Here is a 20,316-nt window from a genome sequence, read left to right on the forward strand (position 1 = left end):
TATTTTTGTTTGTGCTATTCCTTCTTGCGAAGATATCCGTCATCATCATATTTCTTAGCTATATGCTGTGCAGCTTCTCTTTTGGTATAATGTTGCGACCTGACTATATACCAAAAATCATCAAGATCGATCAAGTTTTACACCCTCTTTTTTATTTAATTCTATACTATATTATATCATATTTTCTAAAAAAGTTTACATTTATCAACACGGAAGTTGAAATAGCCTAAATTCTCTGCGGTCTTAAAAAAAGCAGCCTCGTTTTACAGAAGCTGCCTTATGTACATTAATTTTATTCTAGATCTTTTTTCTTTACAGAAGCAACACAGAAGTCGATGCGTTCTTCATCATCTTCTTCATTTCCTGAACCTGTGAGAGGAACTCCTTTTGTTGGATCGATCCCGTCAACGGCTGTAACAAGCCCTGTACCCTCGCCAATAGAAGCACCCGGTACTCTGAACTTTGTAATGTCGATAGGCTCGATAGAGGTCTCAACAGGTTTTTCAAGCTGTGGTATCCACTCGTATGGTACACGATAAGCTCTGTAGATCATGTTGCTTTTGAATGTTCCAGCAAAATTCTTGAAATAAGGGTTTACAAATTCCCAAACTATTTCATGGTCAGGTGTGACCTCAAGAAGATGTCCATCTGAACCTTCTGTAATAAGAGTGTTTCCGTTCGGAAGTCGCTGTGCAGAGCTGATGTATGAGCTATAGAACTTAGAAGCGTCAGTAAAAAGCAGATTTCCTGCTTCAAGGGGAGTGTACTGCCATGTTATTTCAAGTGTAACAGGATTGAATTGAAGTACTCTTGAGTAATCTCTGTGTGCATTGTTCACGCCTGTGAGGGAAGCAGGGTTAGGTGTGCCGTAGCCACCCTCACCACCGTTATCGAATACCAACAGGTCGCCCTCTCCAGGAAGTCCCTTTGGTATCATGTGCAGGTGGTGCTGACCAATTATCCAGCCAAGCTTCTTTGTGGCTTCGCTTTCGTTGAAGTTAGGACCTACACGCCATACTATCTTACCTGTTGATTTCTCGATAATTCCGAGTATGTTTGAATTTCTTGCGTCAAATATGATATTGTCCGGGTGGAAGCGTTTGTCGCCTGCGTCATACCACTTATTTTCGCCAAGGGTAGAGAAGTTGTTTATGTGCATCCAATCTCCACCTGCCTCACCGTGAAGGCCAGGGTTTCTGAACAATGCGTTCTTTGCGGCCTCGTCAAAGCCAAGATCATCAAAGTGGTCGCTTGCACGCCAGCTCCAAATTATATTGCCTTCCCAATCCACTTCGATGATCTTATCGTCAATAAGTCTTTTGTCTGAAATATCATGGTTGTAGAGGTTCTCGTGAGTAAGGATAAGTGTATTGCCACTGTCTGTCTTTGGCTCACCATTTGGATAATAGTAACCCACAGTGCTGCCCTCACGCTGAAAATCATGGTGCTGTCTAGCCATATAGACCGGTTCTTTACCCGGGTCCGCAACAAGTTCAGTTTTGTCGAATTTCCATACGATATGACCGTCCCAGTCTACCTGAACAAGATCAAGTTGATCCTGATATGCATATTTACCTCCTCTTGCTCCTGTTGTGCCCATTACATATCCGCCTGGGAGTATTTTGTTAGGAAATCCTCCCAGTCCAGCCCAAAGCTTTACTTCATTGCCATTCATATCTATGAACAGAGCACCTTTAGCGGACGGGAAGATCGTATAGCCGCTGTAGGCTTTTTCTTTGTTGTATATCGTAACTCCTGTTGGATAAATGCTTGGATAACCCATGTCTGATTCCTCCTTGTTTATTTGTCTGCTTTTGTCAGGTCTGCCGTAACGTTATCTGAAAATGCTTTTTTTGCTGCATCTGGATAATAAAATTCCCTTATGTTGTAATTGTTTGGATATTTACCATTCTCATACGCCCACTTATTTATTTCATCAAGATGAGATGCAGCTTCCTCAGAAAGTCCCAGTTTAATACTGTACTGTTCCCAGTTTGTTTTGAAATCATCTGGTTCGATTCCATATTTCTTTGATATTTTTTCAGCTGACTCATCTAAGTTGTCATTTATGTATTTAACGCTTTCATCAAGTGCTTTAAGATAGTTCGTAAGAGTTTCAGTATTGTTCTTTGCAAAGTCGCTTGATGTTATAAGATAAGCAGATACGTTTATCCCTATATCTTTTGCAGATGCGACCTGAGTCCAGCCCTCTGCTTCATATTTTTTTATAGCTGAGCCTGTAACGATAGCGGCTGATGCCTCACCGTTATGTGCAACTGCTATCTGAGTTGATATGGAATCTGTATTGACGTTTTTCTGCTTTGACGGGTCAAGTCCTAAATAAGTCTGAGCCTGCCAGTTGAAGTATTCTGAAACTGTTCCAATAGAAGTTATCCATCCTTCACTTTCATCTAAAGCATCAAGATCATTTTTGTATTTTGGTGCAACAAAAAGACCACCGTTATATGAAACGCTAGAACTTAGATCTGAAAAAATCACAAGATTAGTGTTATCGAGAGTATTTCCAATTCTGTTTACAGCAGCAAAATCTGCAAGCAGTCCTGTATCTGCTGTGCCTGTTGCAATAGCGTCAACTGTGTTAATGCCGGCAGCGTATTCTGATGTTTCGAGAGATATACCATATTTCTCAAATATTCCTTGCTCCATACCGATATAGTCGGCATACTGATCTGGCTGACCTGTCATGTTCGCAACTCTCAAAACGCTAAGCTCTTTACCGTCTTTGGTAACCTTCTTTGCGGTTTTTCCGCTTGATGAACTACTGCATGATGCAAGAAGAGTTGCTGTCAATGCTGTAGATGCTATTATTGCGATTATCTTTTTTATGTTCATTTTTAAATCTCTCCTGTTAAATTAATTATTTTACGTCAAAGTGTTTAAGTTTTTTCTTGCCAATAAACTGTAGGATCCTGTCAGCAGCAAAGCCAATCACAGCAAGTGTGACGATTCCTGCAAAAGCCCAGCTTGTTTTGTAATAAAGCTTCGAGCTGTTTATAAGATAACCAAGACCATCACTGCCGACCAGCATTTCAGCTGCCACAACACAGATTATAGCTGAGCTAAGTCCTAGTCTTATTCCAGTGTAGATATTAGATACCGCTGATGGTACAACTACTGTGAAAAAAACTCTTGCTTTTTTTGCCCCCATGCAGGAAGCTGCTTCCACGAGCTGCTTATCAGTTGAAGCCACACCCGCTATAGTGTTTACGAACATAGGGAAGAATGATGCGTAGAAAATAAGTGCTACTTTTGATTCTTCGCCTACTCCGAACCACATTAGAAAGAGTGTCGCCAATGCAATAGCAGGCACAAATCTGAAAAAGCTAAGTATAGGTTCAACGAGCCAGCGTACAGGTCTGAAATTTCCTACAATAAGACCCATAGGAACAGCAAAAATTATTGAAAGTAGCCAGCCTTTTATTACTCTTCCGACGCTTGCAACAATATCACTCCAAAGAGTTCCGTCTTTGATAAGTTCCTTCATGCTGTCGATCGTTTCCTTTGGGCTTGGAAGAAAATATTCATCATATTTCAAAGATCCTATTCCCCAAAGGGCAATTATTGCTACCCATGATATGATGCCACATTTTAGTATCTTCTGTATAGCAGAGGACTTTGTTTTATTATTTTCCATCTTTAATGTCCTCCTTACTAAATATAGTACAGCTCTGAGTCATCAAGAGCTTTGTTTACGAGTATATTTGTAGTGTTTTCATCAATAGTGTAAAGCTTCTTGATAAGTACTTTTACCTTATCACCTTTTTTTAAGCGGGAAGCGTTCAGCGGATATCTGCCTGTTACTGAGATACCTTCTATGGAAGCTTTAACCTCAAAGGCGTTTCCTCTGAATGAAACTTCTTCCACAACGGCATCCTCCATTGAGCTTTCAAACTGGTGATACTCGCTGTCTTCAAATTTGTTTATCTCGATAAACTCAGGTCTGATTATAGCTGAAGTCTTGCCCTCTGCTGTTTCAAAGCCTTTGAGCTTGCTGTAGTCCTCGATAACTGCGGACTGACCGATAAACTGAGCAACAAAAGGAGTTTTAGGTTCAAGGTATATCTCAACTGGATTGCCTATCTGCTCAACTCTTCCTTTGTTTGTGATAACAATTTCGTCTGCGACCTCTATTGCTTCGTCCTGATCGTGTGTAACGAAAATGCTTGTTATGCCTATTTTATCAATAGTATCACGAAGCCATGTTCTCAGTTCTTTTCTTACCTTTGCGTCGATAGCTGCAAAAGGTTCGTCAAGTAGAAGGAGTTCAGGCTGAGGTGCTAGTGCTCTTGCAAGAGCGATACGCTGCCTTTGACCTCCGCTGAGCTGGTCAGGATAACGCTTGCCAACGTCAGGCAAGCCAACAAGTTCAAGAAGCTCAGCCACACGTTGTTTGATAAACTTCTTATCTTTTTTCTGAACCTTCAGACCATAAGCTATATTATCGTAAACTGTCATAAAAGGGAAGAGCGCATAGCTTTGAAAAACAAATCCGATACCTCTTTCATTTGATGGAAGTTTGTTGACATTTTTACCATCTATAATAATATCGCCGCTATCCTGTTTTTCCAAACCTGCAAGCATACGCAGGATAGTTGTTTTACCGCTGCCGCTCGGTCCAAGCAGACCGATAAGCTTTCCCTTTTCAATACCAAAACTTACGTTATCCGAAGCTTTAAAATCGCCAAAACTTTTATTAATGTTTTTTAATTCTATATACATAGCTGACAACTCCAATTAAGATATATTGCTGTGATAGTTCCAGTGTCAACATCGCTGCATTCGCTTATTAATCTTTGACAATTTAAGCTCCTCACTTTCAATTCATATCAAGTCGATATGATTAGTATGCTTTTATTATACATGATTTTATGGAAATGTCAATAGTTATGAATGATTTTCATTAAATCATACATATATGATAGGAATACTTTATTATTGTTGTACATTTTATTCATAACTAACATATATGAGAAATATGATATACAGAAATGTTTGATAATACTCTTGACAAAGTGCGTAAATAGTGATATAATCACTATATTCATAGTAAAACTATATGAATAATATAATATATATTGGAGGAAATAAAAAAATGCTTACAGAACTGACAAACCAGAATTACAACGAGCTGATATCAGCAGACAAACCGCTTGTTATAGAATTTTACTCACCTACCTGTGTTCACTGTAAAAGAACAGAGGCAGGGCTTAACGAAGCTGCAGAAGAGCTTGGAGAAACCGCTATCATAGCTAAGTGTGATATCACATCTCAGCCAGATCTTGCGAAGAGATATGACGTTACAGCACTGCCAACACTCCTTTTTATAAAGAATGGTGATATCAAAAACAAGCTTGAGGGTTTTACACACAAGCTGATAATTCTTGATAATATTAAGAGATTATAAAAAAAATCAGTCCGATGTTTTGAGCATCGGGCATTTTTTTGAGCAAAAGGTCTTGACAAAGTAGGGAGTTTATGATAAAATAATAATGTTGTTTTGTATGCGGGTGTGGCGGAATTGGCAGACGCGATAGATTTAGGTTCTATTGGCAACACCGTGCAGGTTCAAGTCCTGTCACCCGCACCATATTGGTGAGACTAAATGGATGCTCACCCTTAAAAGCCCGTATTTACGGGCTTTTTTCATGCTTTTCAGCTGAAAAATTCAAGGTAAAAACCATGGATGCTTTTTCATGATTTTCACCGACCGGAAGGGTTCGAACCCTCGACAAATGAATATTGTCAAATAAAACGGCAAGCTTTGAGCAGATTTCGCTCCCGGCTTGCCGTTTTTTTATAAAAAAACATTCACAAAGTTTAGAAGGCTTTTTTGTCAAATATCACGAAATGTGATAAACGACAAAGCGGTCTTTTTTTATTTCAAAGAAGGCTTGATAACAAATATACTATAAAAAGGGAATCTAAAACGACTGGAGGTGATCAAGTAAAAAATGAACAGCAGTCAGACCGAGGACATGACCGAAGAACCCGATATGGGAATGACGATGTGAGGTGTAATATGATTTACAACGAAAAGAAAGTAGAAACGCTTAGACAGAGATATCCCGAAGGAACTCGGATATGCCTTGACAGTATGGATAACGATCCCCGTCCGATTCCACCAGGTACTAAAGGCATAGTTCAATTTGTGGACGATGCGGGTACTCTGCACTGTAAATTTGATAACGGAAGAACGCTTGGCGTTATCCCCGATGTGGATAAGTTTCATAAAATCGAACAGGAACAGGCTATGGCGGATGAGCAGGAAAAATCTGAAGAAATCACAGAAACTGAGGGTTTTGAAGAATCCGAAGAAATGAATATGTCAATGTAACGGTTAAGTTTTGAAAAGACTTAGCCGTTTTTTTATTGCAAAAAGGAAAGGATCAGTGATAAATGATAAAATATTTCGATATCTTTGCAGGCATCGGCGGATTCCGCTCAGGACTTGAAAAAGCAGGAGGCTTTGAGTGCGTCGGGTACTGCGAGATTGACCGATATGCTAAAAAAGCATACGAAACAATGTACGATACGGAAGGCGAGGTGTATTACGATGACGCAAGAAAAATCAACCCAAACGAGTTACCCGATTTCGACCTTATATGCGGAGGCTTCCCTTGCCAAAGCTTTTCAATCGCTGGAAAAAGGGGCGGATTTGACGACGCAAGAGGAACTCTGTTCTTTGAAATTGCCAGAATCGCTGCCGTTAAAAAACCTAAATATCTGCTGCTTGAGAACGTACCCGGATTGTTATCGCATGACTCAGGCAGGACGTTTGCGACCATCCTTGGTTCGCTGGACGAATTGGGGTACGATGTCGCATGGCAGGTGCTTAACAGCGCAAATTTTAGAGTCGCCCAATCCCGAAAAAGAGTGTTCATTATCGGATTTCTTAGAGAAAAATGCGCCGGAAAAGTATTGTCTTTCACGGACGCAAATCCAAAAACTCTTGTACAACGCATACCCGGACGAGAGGGCTGCAGAGTGTACTCAGCCGACGGACTGAGCATAACGCTTACGGGAACGGCAGGAGGCTTCGGAGGAAAGACAGGACTTTACGAGATCATAGGACTTCCGATCAAGGTCAAAACCAAGTCGGGCTATCAGTTAGCATTGCCCGGCGACAGTATTGATCTCGCCTACCCTAACATTAATTCAAGACGAGGACGTGTAGGTCACGATGTAGCACACACGCTGACAACAAGCTGTAATCAGGGATATTACGCTATGTGTATCGATATGAATCCCGAACCGAAAGTTACAGAGCTTGCGAGGTGCATAACGTCAAGGCAGGACAGCGGTATAGGTCACCATAAAGGAGAAAAGTCGGGGGTGATCGTGATTAGCGATCCGATTGCGGTGCTTACTCCCGAAAAGGAGAAAGTTCGTCAGCAAGGGCGAAGATTTAAACTTCCAAACGAGCCGATGTTTACGATAACTGTCACCGATAAACACGGGGTGATCTACTGCGGATATATCCGCAGGCTCATGCCTTTGGAATGCTGGCGTTTGCAGGGGTTTACAGACGAGCAGTTCAACAAGGTGGCGGCAACGGGAATGTCAGACGCACAGCTTTACAAGCAGGCAGGAAATGCCGTGACTACGAATGTTATCGAGGCTCTTGCAAGGTTTATTTTAGAAATTGACAAGGAGAATGCAAATGAATAATATGATAAAGATATTTGAAAGTAAAGAATTTGGAAAAGTGAGAACTGTGGTACGAAACGGAGAAACTTGGTGGATATTAAAAGATATCTGCCGAGTGCTTGAAATGAAAGCAAACAGTGCCGGAGAGGTCGTCAAAAGACTTGATAAAGATGAGTACGATTCAATCGGACTCACCGATTCGCTCGGAAGAAAACAGAAAGCATATGTCGTAAGCGAATCAGGTTTGTATTCAATTCTTGTAAGGTCTGATAAACCTAAAGCAAAGCCTTTTCGTAAATGGATCACGACCGAAGTACTCCCAACTATCCGTCGCACAGGCGGTTACGTCGGCAACGAAGAAATGTTCATAGAAAACTATCTCCCGTTCCTTGACGAACCGTATCAGAATCTTTTCCGCTTGCAGATGATGGCGATAAATCAGCTGAACGAGCGTATCCGCCACGATCAGCCGCTGGTGGAGTTTGCGAATCAGGTGTCAAACACCAATAATCTTATCGACATGAACGTTATGGCAAAGCTTGCAAGAGCCGAAAATATCCCTGTCGGCAGGAACAAGCTTTACGGCTGGCTGAAAAGAAAGGGAGTTCTTATGGCGAATAATCTCCCCTATCAGGCGTTTATCGACCGAGGATATTTTGCGGTCAAGGAGTCGGTGTTTGAAACTGCGACTATGACAAAGACTTATCAGCAGACGTTCGTTACAGGAAAAGGGCAGCAGTTCGTCATAAATCTGCTCAAAAAATATTATGGAAAAGAGGTTTTGCAATAATGGAGATAATAAGCGTTTCTTTACACGATCTGAGAAAAATGAATGACAGCGATGGGCTTGTTTTACAAGGCTGCGGCGGCGACCTTAAAGAATGGGTTGACGGTATAAACGATATGCTGACGGAAAGCGGAATATTGCAGAACGAAAGTTGATTTGAAAAAGCATATACTTTTAAAAATGAAAATCTTACCTGTCTGCTGTTTCCGTTTGATGACGTTCAGCTTGATATCGGTAAGCTTGCAATGTGGAGATTGCATACACACGAGCAGTTCGGAGGTACATGGCTTTCCGATTATGTTCCGAACAGACTTGGCGGTTTTGTTCTGTGTGAGGAAGAATGTGACGAAAGCGAAGAAATGGGAATGGAGATGATGTAATGGCGTATTTATTCATAGGAATGATAATCGGAGGGATTATCGGACTGACGGTCGGCAGCCTAGCAGTGGCTTTCAGATTGGCAGAAAAAGAAATCACAAGACTTAAAAGGGAGATAAATTCAAATGAGAAAAGCTAAAGCAAAAGCAGATTTTAAGTTTGCAATGGGCAGTATTCCTGCAATGCTCAGGGTGACAAAGCCCGTGCTTTCGGAAATGCAGTACAAGGAACTGTGCAACGAGGTCAATAAAGCCAACGGATATCTTGAACAGAAACGCATCATATTCAGCTATGTCGATCCAATAATCAAGGGCTGAAGTAACCACAATTAAATAACCACTAAGGTCGTTTTGCCAATGACAGAAAACTTCTGTTTTTAGCAAAGCGACTTTTTTTCTGTCATTGGCTTTAAACGGCAGAAAGGAGTTTCATGAACAGTTTTATGTCATGGGTAGGCGGTAAAAAGGCATTGCGTGACGCAGTACTTGCAAGATTTCCGCCTTACTATGAACGATATATCGAGGTTTTCGGAGGTGCAGGCTGGGTTTTATTCCATAAACCGCCCGGTATGGATTTTGAGGTATACAACGATTTTAACGGAAATCTTGCAAATCTTTATCGCTGTGTCAGGGATAACCCGAATAAGCTGAAGTACAAGCTTCGTTATGTCCTCGATTCTCGTGAAGATTTCGACTGGATTGCTAGTCTTCATAAGCGAGGTCTGTTCAGCAGATTTCGTGATGTTGACAGGGCGGCGAAGTTTTATCAGCTTATCCGTTACAGCTACGCAAGTGGACTTGACAGCTTCGGCAGTCAGCCGCATTCAATATGGTCGGATTTCCCGATGATAGACTTGGCAGCAAGGAGATTGCAGAAGGTAGTAGTTGAGAATAAAGACTTTGAAAAACTGATACGGCAGTACGACCGCCCTGTCAGCTTTTTTTATTGCGATCCACCGTACTTTGCAACCGAAAGCTATTACAAAGACGTGGGATTTAAAGCCAAGGATCACATCAGACTGCGTGACAGTCTTATGGATATCAAGGGCAAGTTTCTTGTTTCCTACAATGACTGTCCCGAAATCCGTGAACTTTGGGACAAACCGAATATTCACATTGAGGAAATTTCAAGGATAAATAATTTGGCGCAGAGATACGACGGCGGCTGTCAGTATGCAGAACTGCTCATATCCAATTACGATACAAGCGAGAGATTACAGGCGGTACGCCAGCTTTCGCTGTTTGACGATGAAACAGACAATTTTGGAGGTATAATTTTATGAAAAAGATAATTTTTGCACAGGTACTCACGACCAACGGAACTACCGTATTTTCGGGGCTTTTTGATGAAAACGGCGATACCGTAAGCATAGAAACGGAGTGTGACGATAGCGGAGTGACGCTTACGATATGGCGCAATGCTCCCGAAAGAGAACGTCCCGACTGCGGAATCTCGGAGGAAGAAATAGAGAGGACTTGCGCTATGTACGATGATTGTGGAGATTGTCCGCTGTGGGATTATTGCAATGAAGATGAGGAGGTTGTATCATGAGTTATCTTTATAGACATTCTTTTGAAAACGCTGAACAAAGTGGAGAGATCGAGGCATACCGTGAAAGTCAGAAAGAAAATATCCGATGTAAAAATGCGATAGAAAAAGCTATTGCGGATAATTTTGACGGCTATTATTTAAGCGATACAGCGGTCAGGACAGCGCTTGCCGATTTCGGTTATGACCGCACAATGTGGGTGCTGGCGGTAAGTATTCTGAATAAGAATGATGACGGACGTTTCTCACATGAAAATAAGGAGTGGGCAAGGTCTGTTATCCCCCCATATATTTCCCAAAAAGAAATGCGGGAATATTGCGTTGATTCTCATCCTGCCGTGCTTAACGGCTTTATCGATGAGGTCAGAAAGGAATATAGCAAGCTCGGACTTGTGGGAGAAAAGCAGTGCGTTCACTCCGATAAGCCGCAGGACTACGAAAGAAAGCTGTTGATCCTTAAGCCGGAAATTCTTAATGAGCAGTTCAAGAGCCCCATAAATCAGTATTTCTACGCAACGGGAGGTTTTGGCTGCGATCCCGAAAAATCGGGCAGAAAGGTGTTCGGGCAGTTTCTTGCGGACGGCGAGAAGGCGCATTTTTACCGTGAGGATTTCTGCGGAGTTGCGGACTATGATCAGATTCCAAAATGGGCAGTTGAACGGCTTGCGCAGATAGAAGCTCCGCAGATGAAAATACGCATATTTCAGATCGATCACGACAAGGACAGTAACAAGCTTGCTTTTATGAATTATGATTACGCACAGGCACACGGCGGCGTGGATTCGTCCATATACCGTCAGATCTACGACGGTACGGTAAACTGCAAAAGCCTTGAAAGCGTTTTTGCCCTCTGCAATTCGGACAAAACACCTCCCGGATATTACGGCGAGTCGATGTCCGTTTCTAATGTTATAGAGGTCTGTGAGGGCAAAAATAAAGGTCTTTACTTCTGCGACAGCGTTGGATTTAAGCCTATTGACTTTGATATTACTCGGACAGACCATAATGATATGATGAAAATTCTTGTAGTGGAGAACGGCAAAACACCGTATAAAGCGGAAATTCGGCACGATATCCATGCTATGCAGTCTGTGGTCGGAGGGTGTATCGAGCCCATATATTTTGAGCCGAAGCAGGACGCTTTAGTTTGGTGCAACGATGAATTTCTGCTTAACGGTTCACAGCCTAATCGCATGGTGGGAAATGTTCTTGTACATGGAACTTTCTTTGTTTCAGGAAATTATATGAACGAATACGGCGAATGGGACAGCTGTTCGCTTACCGATGAGCAGATCAAGAAATATTCCGCAATGTTTGAAACTCCCGTTATCGTATTGGAGCAAGCGGAGAAATTGACCGAGGACTTTGAGGAATCGGAAGAACCCGAAATTACGATGTCATAAACGAAAGGAGCAGGTGATGCAAATGAAAATTTCAGCGACAATCAACAGACTGGTGGACAAACCCGGCAGCAATATCAAGGCGTATGCCAGCGTTACAATGGACGGAATGTTTGCCGTTCACGGACTGAAAGTAATGGAAACCGAGAAAGGCAGATTTGTAAATATGCCCTCAACTTCATATACCGACCGTGACGGCAACAAGCAGTATCCAGACATTTTTCACGCAGTCACAAAATCGGCGAGAAATGCTCTTAATCAGGCTGTTCTGAATGCTTACGATGTCAAACTTCAGCAGATACAGGCAACAGAGATTGAGGTTGAAAAAACTCCCGACGAGGAAATGGCGGATGAACCTGAGCCTGAGATGTCAATGTGATACAAACTCAGGCTTTGTATTCATTGAATAGGTAGAAAATCACCGAGATTACTGGATTTTGCGGCGGTTATATGCTATAGTTAAAAAAACAAATTCATCGGGGTGATACAATGAAAAAAGCGATAACGATCTTAGCTGTATGCAGTCTGCTGCTTACAGCCTGCGGACAGATAGACGATACAGAATCCAAAGTGGAAACTACTACGACAACGGTTTCTGAAAGCACAACCGATACGGAAACTTCATCGGCAAAAGAAGAAAAGGATACAAGCGAAGCCACAACTACTACGAAAAAGAGTTCGCAGACGGCATCCTCATCTTCAAAGCCGACGGGTATTACTGTAACTACCACAAAGAAATCAGGTTCGTCAGGTGCTTCGGGAAACTCAATTCAGGGACAAAACAATGCTGTTCAGAATAACAACGGTCAGGAAAATTATCAGCCTGCTCAGAATAGTCAGCAGGCCGATAATTCGCCGCCCGATAACAATCAGAGCAATAACGGTGCGCAACAGAATAACCAATCATCTGACAATAAGCCTCAGACTACAACGGCAAAGCCTGCGGTGACAAATCCGCCGACTACGACTACACCAAAGCCGCAGACTGAACCTCCGGAAGATATAATTGAAGATACAACAAGCCTGCAAAGCGTTTTGAATTATGTAAATTCGCTCGGAAGAACAACCGATGAATATTACAATATAGGTGCAGGATTGGGGCACAACGGCTCTGATTATGGAAAAGCCGAAGCTGTTTACAATTGGATCAGAGGGAACGTCAGCGGAAATTGTCAAGTATTCTCAGCAGCAACAATGTACGCTTGTAAAGGTGTGGGACTTGAATGTCGGTATGCGTTTTTCTCACCGGATGCCTGGTACGGTCATATGGCAAACTTAGTATGTGTGGAAGGAACATGGTATGTGTTCGATACACAGGACGGCAGATTTTTAAAATCAGATAAATACGGTGAAATAACCCGAATATTTGATGAAAATGATAATACAATTGAAATTTCGATAAGCGAATCGGCTTATTGATAATATGTAACAAATATGCAAGTGAGAGAGCCGAAGAAATTTCGGCTCTTTTTCTTTGCGTGAAATCAAAGGAGAAATGTACTTTATGTTTAAAACAAAATCAAAAATATTGAGAAAGCTTGGCGCAGGGTTTATGGCAGGCCTCTGCGCTTTTTCTATGCTCGGTTCATCTGTGAGCGGAGCGATAACAGCAAATGCCGCAAGTACTTCGACCGAAAACTCTGCGTTTCCGTCTTCCGATACGGTGATCGCAAAGGCGGCAACTTTGCTCGGAACACCGTATACATTTGGGAATAAGGGGTACTGGTACGCATACAATCAGGGACAGTATACTCCTCTGTCGGTGCAGACGATAAATAATCTCGGCATCGACTGTTCGGGACTTGTGTACTATACGCTGACGCAGCTTGGATACAAAACATCGGGATTTTCATGGAACAACCCCGTTCCTGTGGATACCGATCACTGGCTGACAGTCAGCGATAACTGCACAATCACTTATGACGGTGTGACTTCAAAAGTCGATGTTGAAAAGCAGAATATTAAGACCACGGACCGTCCGTATTGGGAGTGTGCCGACGGTTCAAATATTACTCCCGGTTCGGTAGTTGTTGCTGAAAACCCCAGTGGTATCGACCATGCATGGATATATATGGGTGAGTTCGACAGCCGTTCCGATGTTGTTTCATATCTGAAATCAATTGGAGTTTCGGAAAGTCTTATCAATTCCAAAACGGTCGGTGACGGAAAAGGTGCAGGCGGTACTCATTGGAGAATTGAGGCTAACGGCTCTGAGGGCGTTGTAATTAATAACAAGGCCGACGGTAAAACAGCGACCGCTATGAATATGTCGGCTTTTAGGATCACAAAGACCGATGTGACTTTTGAGATAGATAAGTATAATACAAACGGTGATCTTGTGGGAAAATCAAGCGTTGATAATTCTACTGCGGTATATGGAATCTACAGCGATAAATCCTGCAAAAACAAGGTTGCCAAAATCAAAATCGGTAGCAATGGAAAAGGCTCTGTAAAGCTGCCAAACAAGACTTATTACGCAAAGGAAATCAAGGCTCCTACGGGTTACGCACTGGACAAAACCGTGTACAAAATCAAGGCGGGCGTGAACAAGGTTAAGGAGGATTTCCAGACGGGAAAAATCAAAATCAATAAGTCAGCAGAGGATGGCATAATCAGCGGCAGAAAGTTTAAAATCACCTATTCATACAATGGAAAATCTCTTTCTGAAACTGCAAAAACAAATGCAAAAGGCATTGCGACCTTTGACGATCTGAAAGTTTATGATATGTCCACAGGCAAGGCTATCACTTACACTGTTTCCGAAATCAACGTAGATACGAGATATGAAGCTCCCAAGGCGAAGAATGTCAAGCTTACCGACGGCGACGTTGACCTGACCATAAATGTGAAATTCAACAACGAACTTAAAACAGGTTCTATTAAGATCAACAAGCAGTCTGAGGATAATCATAACGGCGGCAGAGAATTTACTGTCACAGGTAACGGCAAGACTTACAGCATAAAAACAGGTTCTGACGGTGTTGCAATTCTTTCCGATATCCCCGTATACGACAGTAACAATCAGAAAATTGTTTACACGATTTCTGAAAAAAACGTACCAGTGAAATATGTTATTCCTGCCGAGCAGACAGTGACTTTAACGGCTGATGAAACTACCTCTGTAACGTTTGAAAATGTGCTAAAAAAATTCACTTTGGAAGTTACAAAAAAGGATTCTGAAAATGGCTCTGCACAGGGGAATGCAAGCCTTGCGGGAGCGGTTTACGGCGTGTTTAAAGACAGTGTTTTGAAAGACGAATACACAACCGATGAAAACGGATATTTCAAGTCCAAGGAATATGTCTGCGGGAATTACACGGTTCAGGAGATTTCTCCCTCAGAGGGATATCTGCTTGATGAAACTGTGTACCCGGTTGGTGCAGAAGCTGAGAATTATTCTATTGAGCATAACCCCATTTCCATGACAGTGACCGAGGATATTATCAAGGGCAATATTTCAATCATCAAGCATTCCGATGACGGAACAACGCAGATCGAAACTCCCGAAGTCGGTGCGGAATTTGAGGTTTATCTCAAGTCATCAGGCTCTTATGAAGCCGCAAAAGACAGCGAAAAAGACTACCTCGTATGCGATGAAAACGGCTATGCTGCGACAAAAATGCTCCCCTACGGCACGTATATTGTGCATCAGACAAAGGGTTGGGAAAATACCGAATGGATCGATGATTTTGAAGTGATTATCAGCGAAAACGAAAAAGAATATTTCTATCTTATCAATGACGCAGTGAAAAAATCCTTTGTAAAAATCGTAAAGAAGGACGCAGAAACAGGCAATATAATTCCCGTTTCGGGCATAGGCTTCAAGGTTTGGGACTGTGCAAATTCCGAATATGTTTCGCAGAAAATTAACTATCCGTCTGAGATGATCCTTGACACATTCTACACAGACGAAAGCGGCTCGCTTATGCTCCCGAACGAGCTTGCTTACGGCGATTACGAGCTTCATGAGGTGCAGTCGGCAGAGGGATATGTGCTTGATAAAAAGCCTGTTCCATTTACAATTGACGGTTCAGTGGAAACCGTAGTTGTGGAGAAAACAAATACCGCACAGAAGGGCAGAATTTCTGTTCAGAAAACAGGTGATATTTTTACAACGGTCGCTACAGCATCATCTGCTTACACGGACGAAAACTGCGAAACTATTGTAAATCCGACAACTTACACTCCCGTTTTTGCAAGCGGAAATCTGTCCGGTGCAGTATTTCAGATTATCGCAGTAGAAGATATTGTGACGCTTGACGGCACGATCAGAGCAAATGCCGGCGATGTTGTAGCTGAGATCACGACCGATGAAAACGGATATGCAGAAACAGACCTTTTGTATCTTGGCAAGTATGAAGTCAGAGAAATTACTGCCCCTGACGGCTATGCTCTTAACGCAGAATCTCAGTTTGTTGAACTGACCTATGCAGGACAGGAAATTGCTGTTCGTGATACCGTAAATACGTCATTTGTCAACGATTATCAGGGTGTAGAAATTTCACTTTCTAAGGTCATGGAAAAGGACGAGTTATTTAACATCGGTAACTCCGATGAATATACCCGAGTTCGTTTCGGACTGTTCGCAGCCGAGAATATTACCGCCGCTGACGGCTCGGTAATTCCTGCTGACGGACTGATTTCTGAAATAAGTCTTGCTGAAAATATGTCCGCAAAGTTTGATACTGCTCTGCCTTTCGGCAAGTATTACGTTCAGGAAATTGCAACCGATGAGCATTATGTTCTGAACGGTAAAAAGTACCTTGTAAACTTCGAGTATATGGGACAGGAAGTAACTACTGTTTCAATCGACTGCGGGCAGTTCGTAAATGAACTGAAACGTGGTAAAATCGAGGGAATCAAGGTAAATGAGAGCAACGAACCTCTTGAAAATGCTCTGTTCGGACTGTTTGCTGTTGATACCGCTGAGTTTACTGCCGACAACGCATATATGACCGCTGTTTCCGATGAAAACGGACACTTTGAATTTGACAAGATCCCATATGGTGAGTATATCGTCAGGGAAATCGAAGCTCCCACAGGCTACATTTTAAGCGATGAAAGCTACCCCGTGACTATTTCTGAGGACGGAGAAATTATCGAAATTATAGCAGTAAATAAGCCTATAACTGTTGAGATAAGTAAACAAGATGTGTATGGAAACGAGCTTGCAGGTGCAGAAATGCAGCTTGAAAATTCTGATGGCGAAGTCGTTGATAAATGGATTTCCGATGGAACAAACCATGTTGTTACCGAACTTCCTGCGGGAGGTTACACACTTAAGGAAATTGCTGCTCCCGACGGTTATGTTATCGCAACCGACATCAGATTTACAGTTGATGTTTATGGCAAGATTACTGTAGAAAATGTGGACGCAACCGCTGTTTCTGAGAACGGCAATCCGCTGATTGTTATGGTAGACGAGGCTGAGAAAATATCTGATGTTCCTGATACCCCGTATACAGGCGATAACCACAGCAATTTTGCGGCTTACGCAATGCTTGGAGCTGCAAGCTTGATTATTGCTGTCCTTATCATCACAAAGAAAGGGAAAAAGCATGAATAAGAAAGCGATTAGAATTGCGGCTGCCGTCAGTGCAGCCGCTCTCCTTTGCGGAGGAATTTATCTTCTTGTGAAAAACGATTTGGCACAGAAAATTAAGTGGCGTGATATTATGATATACGCTCCTACCCCGATAGCGCAGGAAACGCTTGATATGGCGGTAGATAACCGTTCTGAAAAGCCGTCCGCAGACAGAGTTCCCGAGGATACAAAAGACGAACTGACCGCACAGGTCCGGCAGCTTTCCGAAGATCATAGCGATTCTGTCGCATGGCTGTATATTCCCGACACGAATATCGATTACCCGATCATGCAGTCGGGCGATAACGAATATTACTCTCACAGAGCGGTGGACGGCTCATATTTGTACGCAGGCTCGCTTTTTATGGACTACAGAAATTCCTCGGATTTCACCGATTTCAATAGTGTTATCTACGGTCACAATATGGGAAACGCAACGTGTTTTGCGGACATTCCGAATTACGAAAACGAAGAATATTTTATGAACCACAGCTACGGCTGGCTGACTACCGATGACGATGTTCGGCTGATAGATTTCTTTGCGGTGGCAAGGACTTCTGATACAAGCGGACTTTATCTTGCCGACCCAACCTTTGAAGAGTGGGATTCACAGCTTAGAAACTGTGCGAGCATTTACAAGGAGATCGGTATTTCTCCCGATGATAACCTGATAACGCTGTCCACCTGCACTTCTGCGGAGGGTAACAGTCGTACAATTTTGGTAGGAAAAATTATAGAGGAGTGATGTGAAATGAAGTTAAAAAAGACGAAAAAGAAGATACTTGCAGCGGTCGCAAGCGCATTGTGCTTTGCAGCGATGATGTCGACCTCAGCCTACGCATCGGGAGATGTTGCGGGAGCTGTGCAAAGCACTTGGAGTACCGCAAGATCGCAGGTGGTTTCGGTTGTAAACAACGTTGTGTTTCCTGTGATTGACGTAATATTGGCGGTTTTGTTGTTTGTCAAGATAGGTATGCTTTACATGGATTACCGCAAGCACGGTCAGATAGAATGGACTCCGGCGGCTATTCTGTTCGGCTGTTTGATCTTTACTCTGACGGCTCCGTTGTATATCTGGTCAATCGTTTAAAAAGGAGAATTTGTGTATGAAAAAAAATATATTCAGCTATGTTTTCAGCGGCAATTGCAATGATAATGACCGCCTGCGGAACGATTTCTCCGCCAACAGCACAAACGACAACGGCAGTTACAACAGCCGAAACCAATGTGCAAAGCTTGACGGACTTATCTTCATCTTCGGACTCTGACAGCAAAGTTGATTCAGAAAAAATACAATCCGATACCTTTATCGCAGAGTTTTTCGATTCAAATATCAGCTTTGAAGATACAAGCGAATTGGTTACTGAGTCGATGAAAGGCTGTTCCTTTGAATCGGAAAAAGATGAGTCAAACGGAATACAGAAAATTATGCTTAAAGGCAAAAACGGCGGAGGAATAGTTAATGTTCTATGCATTGATTTAAGTCAAAGTAATCTTGATTACGACATGGAATATATCCTTGAAAACTTCGGGGATTACTATTTCGGACAGACCTCCGCACAGATGAGCGGTATCACTGAGGATGATTTTGTGTCAAATTATCGTATGACAACAAATGTATATTCAAAAGGAAAATATCAGCAGTACGGCTCTGTTCAGAAGTCTGACGGTATGGTGACGCAGTTTGGGTACACGGAAACCTATGCTGTGCTTAGTGAAAACAAGCTGACAGTAGTATCAGGAGCATATCTCGGTACGGATATGATGGAAAGACAGAGTTTTTCGCAGCTTTTGGGTAAGCTTGATGAAAATGTCAAGTATTAAAGGTTGGTGTAGTTATGCCATATATCCCATTTACAGACGAACAAAAAGTCCTTGCAAATTCGGTAGACTTGGAGCAGTTTTTGCGTATGCGGGGTGAAAAGCTGGAACGTGTCGGCAGAGAGCATAAGCTCATTTACTACGACGGTTCGGGCAGGCACGACAGCATAACGCTCCGTGGCTCGACTTGGTTCGACCATAAAAATCAAGTGGGCGGCGGAGCAATAAAATTCATGCAGGAATTCTATGATATGGACTTTCAGACGGCTGTTCACGAACTGTTAGGACAGACGATAACTCCCCTCTCTTATGCTCCTTCAAAAGCTGTTGTGCATGAAGAAAAAACAAAAGAGTTCAAGCTTCCCGAAGCGAACAGCAATATGCACAGAGTGTTCGCATACCTCATAAAACAGCGGTTTATTAATCCCGAAATTATCAGTTTTTTTGCAAAACAGCATACACTTTATGAGGACAAACAGCACCACAATGCAGTGTTTGTAGGGCTTGATGAAAACGGAGTTCCAAGACAGGCAAGCAAGCGTTCAACCAATTCTTTCGGGAAAACTTTCCGCATTACCTGCGAGGGTTCAGATACTCGCTACAGCTTTTCTCACTTTGGCAAGTTGGAAAAGCTGTTCGTTTTTGAAGCCCCGATAGATATGCTTTCGTACCTTACTTTGCACCCCGAAAATTGGCAACAGCACTCATATATTGCAATGAACGGTGTTTATGAAAATGCCGTTTTAACAGCGTTAAAGAATCACTCAAACATCAATGAAATTGTGCTTTGCGTGGATAATGATGAGGGCGGAATCGAGGCTGTTGACAGACTTCGGGATATACTCACAGAAAACGGATATCCAAACGTTAAATGGCTTGCACCTAAATTCAAAGATTGGAACGAAATTTTAAAGGCAAAAAACGGAGCGGAATTTTTGCCTGCTGTTCCTCATAAGCGAAAGGAAGAATATCTGAAAGAAGTGAGTGAACTTGGGTATCTGAAATGCCGTCCCGATAAGCTGACCTCGCAGATCTATGCAACGTTAAAAAACAGACAATACAAATATCTGGCTGAGTATGCTTTGGCAGGCTCTGCATTTTTTATGCCCAAAACCGAACAAATAAACAGC

General features: G+C 42.4%; 21 protein-coding genes, 1 tRNA gene and 1 pseudogene. 19 read left to right on the forward strand and 4 right to left on the reverse strand.

Annotated features, from left to right (window positions below; translation table 11 throughout):
• Positions 1-292: 292 nt before the first annotated feature.
• Genes AB5123_RS09425 through AB5123_RS09440 form a run of 4 tightly spaced genes read right to left on the reverse strand, consistent with a single transcriptional unit; the run spans position 293 to position 4,740 of the window.
• A complete protein-coding gene (locus AB5123_RS09425; protein WP_337812630.1) occupies positions 293-1,783 on the reverse strand; it encodes an aryl-sulfate sulfotransferase in 1,491 nt (496 codons plus the stop codon).
• 17 nt (positions 1,784-1,800) lie between these two features.
• A complete protein-coding gene (locus tag AB5123_RS09430) occupies positions 1,801-2,853 on the reverse strand; it encodes an ABC transporter substrate-binding protein (protein WP_337812629.1) in 1,053 nt (350 codons plus the stop codon).
• A 25-nt stretch (positions 2,854-2,878) separates the two neighbouring features.
• Entirely contained in the window at positions 2,879-3,655 is a 777-nt protein-coding gene (locus AB5123_RS09435) for an ABC transporter permease (protein ID WP_278634977.1), read from the reverse strand.
• Between the two features lie 17 nt (positions 3,656-3,672).
• Positions 3,673-4,740 (reverse strand): ABC transporter ATP-binding protein, encoded by a 1,068-nt coding sequence (locus AB5123_RS09440; RefSeq protein WP_337812467.1) that lies wholly within the window; start codon positions 4,738-4,740, stop codon positions 3,673-3,675.
• A 373-nt stretch (positions 4,741-5,113) separates the two neighbouring features.
• Between AB5123_RS09440 and AB5123_RS09445 the strand changes: the two genes are divergently transcribed.
• From AB5123_RS09445 to AB5123_RS09535, 19 genes and pseudogenes are all read left to right on the forward strand, one after another.
• A complete protein-coding gene (locus AB5123_RS09445) occupies positions 5,114-5,425 on the forward strand; it encodes a thioredoxin family protein (protein ID WP_022288447.1) in 312 nt (103 codons plus the stop codon).
• Between the two features lie 99 nt (positions 5,426-5,524).
• Positions 5,525-5,608, forward strand: a tRNA-Leu gene (locus AB5123_RS09450).
• Between the two features lie 432 nt (positions 5,609-6,040).
• Positions 6,041-6,355, forward strand: coding sequence for a DUF4314 domain-containing protein (locus tag AB5123_RS09455; protein WP_368364734.1), 315 nt, complete (start codon positions 6,041-6,043; stop codon positions 6,353-6,355).
• A 62-nt stretch (positions 6,356-6,417) separates the two neighbouring features.
• Complete coding sequence (gene dcm / locus AB5123_RS09460) at positions 6,418-7,689, forward strand: DNA (cytosine-5-)-methyltransferase (RefSeq protein ID WP_022286654.1); 1,272 nt, start codon at positions 6,418-6,420, stop codon at positions 7,687-7,689.
• Positions 7,682-8,458: a phage antirepressor KilAC domain-containing protein gene (locus tag AB5123_RS09465; RefSeq protein WP_368364735.1), complete on the forward strand. Its 777-nt coding sequence runs from the start codon at positions 7,682-7,684 to the stop codon at positions 8,456-8,458. Before dcm ends, AB5123_RS09465 begins: the two co-directional genes overlap by 8 nt.
• Positions 8,458-8,781, forward strand: a pseudogene (locus tag AB5123_RS09470) (hypothetical protein); the annotation flags it as partial. The gene AB5123_RS09465 and the pseudogene AB5123_RS09470, both read left to right, overlap by 1 nt.
• Positions 8,782-8,834: 53 nt before the next feature.
• On the forward strand, positions 8,835-8,972 hold the full coding sequence (locus AB5123_RS09475) for a hypothetical protein (RefSeq protein WP_265291027.1): 138 nt from the start codon (positions 8,835-8,837) through the stop codon (positions 8,970-8,972).
• Complete coding sequence (locus AB5123_RS09480; RefSeq protein WP_265291028.1) at positions 8,959-9,150, forward strand: hypothetical protein; 192 nt, start codon at positions 8,959-8,961, stop codon at positions 9,148-9,150. Before AB5123_RS09475 ends, AB5123_RS09480 begins: the two co-directional genes overlap by 14 nt.
• A gap of 125 nt (positions 9,151-9,275) precedes the next feature.
• Complete coding sequence (locus tag AB5123_RS09485) at positions 9,276-10,115, forward strand: DNA adenine methylase (RefSeq protein WP_368364743.1); 840 nt, start codon at positions 9,276-9,278, stop codon at positions 10,113-10,115.
• Complete coding sequence (locus tag AB5123_RS09490) at positions 10,112-10,384, forward strand: hypothetical protein (protein ID WP_368364736.1); 273 nt, start codon at positions 10,112-10,114, stop codon at positions 10,382-10,384. The genes AB5123_RS09485 and AB5123_RS09490 overlap by 4 nt, the downstream gene beginning before the upstream one ends.
• Positions 10,381-11,784, forward strand: coding sequence for a DUF3849 domain-containing protein (locus AB5123_RS09495; protein WP_368364737.1), 1,404 nt, complete (start codon positions 10,381-10,383; stop codon positions 11,782-11,784). Before AB5123_RS09490 ends, AB5123_RS09495 begins: the two co-directional genes overlap by 4 nt.
• Positions 11,785-11,806: 22 nt before the next feature.
• Positions 11,807-12,160, forward strand: coding sequence for a SpoVG family protein (locus AB5123_RS09500; RefSeq protein ID WP_181986919.1), 354 nt, complete (start codon positions 11,807-11,809; stop codon positions 12,158-12,160).
• Between the two features lie 110 nt (positions 12,161-12,270).
• Positions 12,271-13,200, forward strand: coding sequence for a transglutaminase-like domain-containing protein (locus AB5123_RS09505; protein ID WP_368364738.1), 930 nt, complete (start codon positions 12,271-12,273; stop codon positions 13,198-13,200).
• Between the two features lie 85 nt (positions 13,201-13,285).
• Positions 13,286-17,347, forward strand: a complete 4,062-nt coding sequence (locus tag AB5123_RS09510; protein WP_368364739.1) for a SpaA isopeptide-forming pilin-related protein — start codon at positions 13,286-13,288, stop codon at positions 17,345-17,347.
• Positions 17,340-18,110: a class B sortase gene (locus AB5123_RS09515; protein ID WP_177442462.1), complete on the forward strand. Its 771-nt coding sequence runs from the start codon at positions 17,340-17,342 to the stop codon at positions 18,108-18,110. Before AB5123_RS09510 ends, AB5123_RS09515 begins: the two co-directional genes overlap by 8 nt.
• Before the next feature lie 6 nt (positions 18,111-18,116).
• The gene (locus AB5123_RS09520) at positions 18,117-18,455 is read left to right on the forward strand and encodes a DUF3852 domain-containing protein (protein WP_278339633.1); all 339 of its coding nucleotides are present in this window, start codon (positions 18,117-18,119) and stop codon (positions 18,453-18,455) included.
• A gap of 16 nt (positions 18,456-18,471) precedes the next feature.
• Positions 18,472-18,633: a hypothetical protein gene (locus AB5123_RS09525; protein WP_368364740.1), complete on the forward strand. Its 162-nt coding sequence runs from the start codon at positions 18,472-18,474 to the stop codon at positions 18,631-18,633.
• On the forward strand, positions 18,593-19,189 hold the full coding sequence (locus AB5123_RS09530) for a hypothetical protein (RefSeq protein ID WP_368364741.1): 597 nt from the start codon (positions 18,593-18,595) through the stop codon (positions 19,187-19,189). Before AB5123_RS09525 ends, AB5123_RS09530 begins: the two co-directional genes overlap by 41 nt.
• Positions 19,190-19,203: 14 nt before the next feature.
• A partial coding sequence (locus AB5123_RS09535) for a DUF3991 and toprim domain-containing protein (RefSeq protein WP_368364742.1) occupies positions 19,204-20,316 on the forward strand: 1,113 nt, incomplete at its 3' end.

It is taken from the genome of Ruminococcus sp. RTP21204st1_B2_RTP21204_210225, from assembly GCF_040914135.1.
Taxonomy (GTDB): domain Bacteria; phylum Bacillota; class Clostridia; order Oscillospirales; family Ruminococcaceae; genus Hominimerdicola; species Hominimerdicola aceti.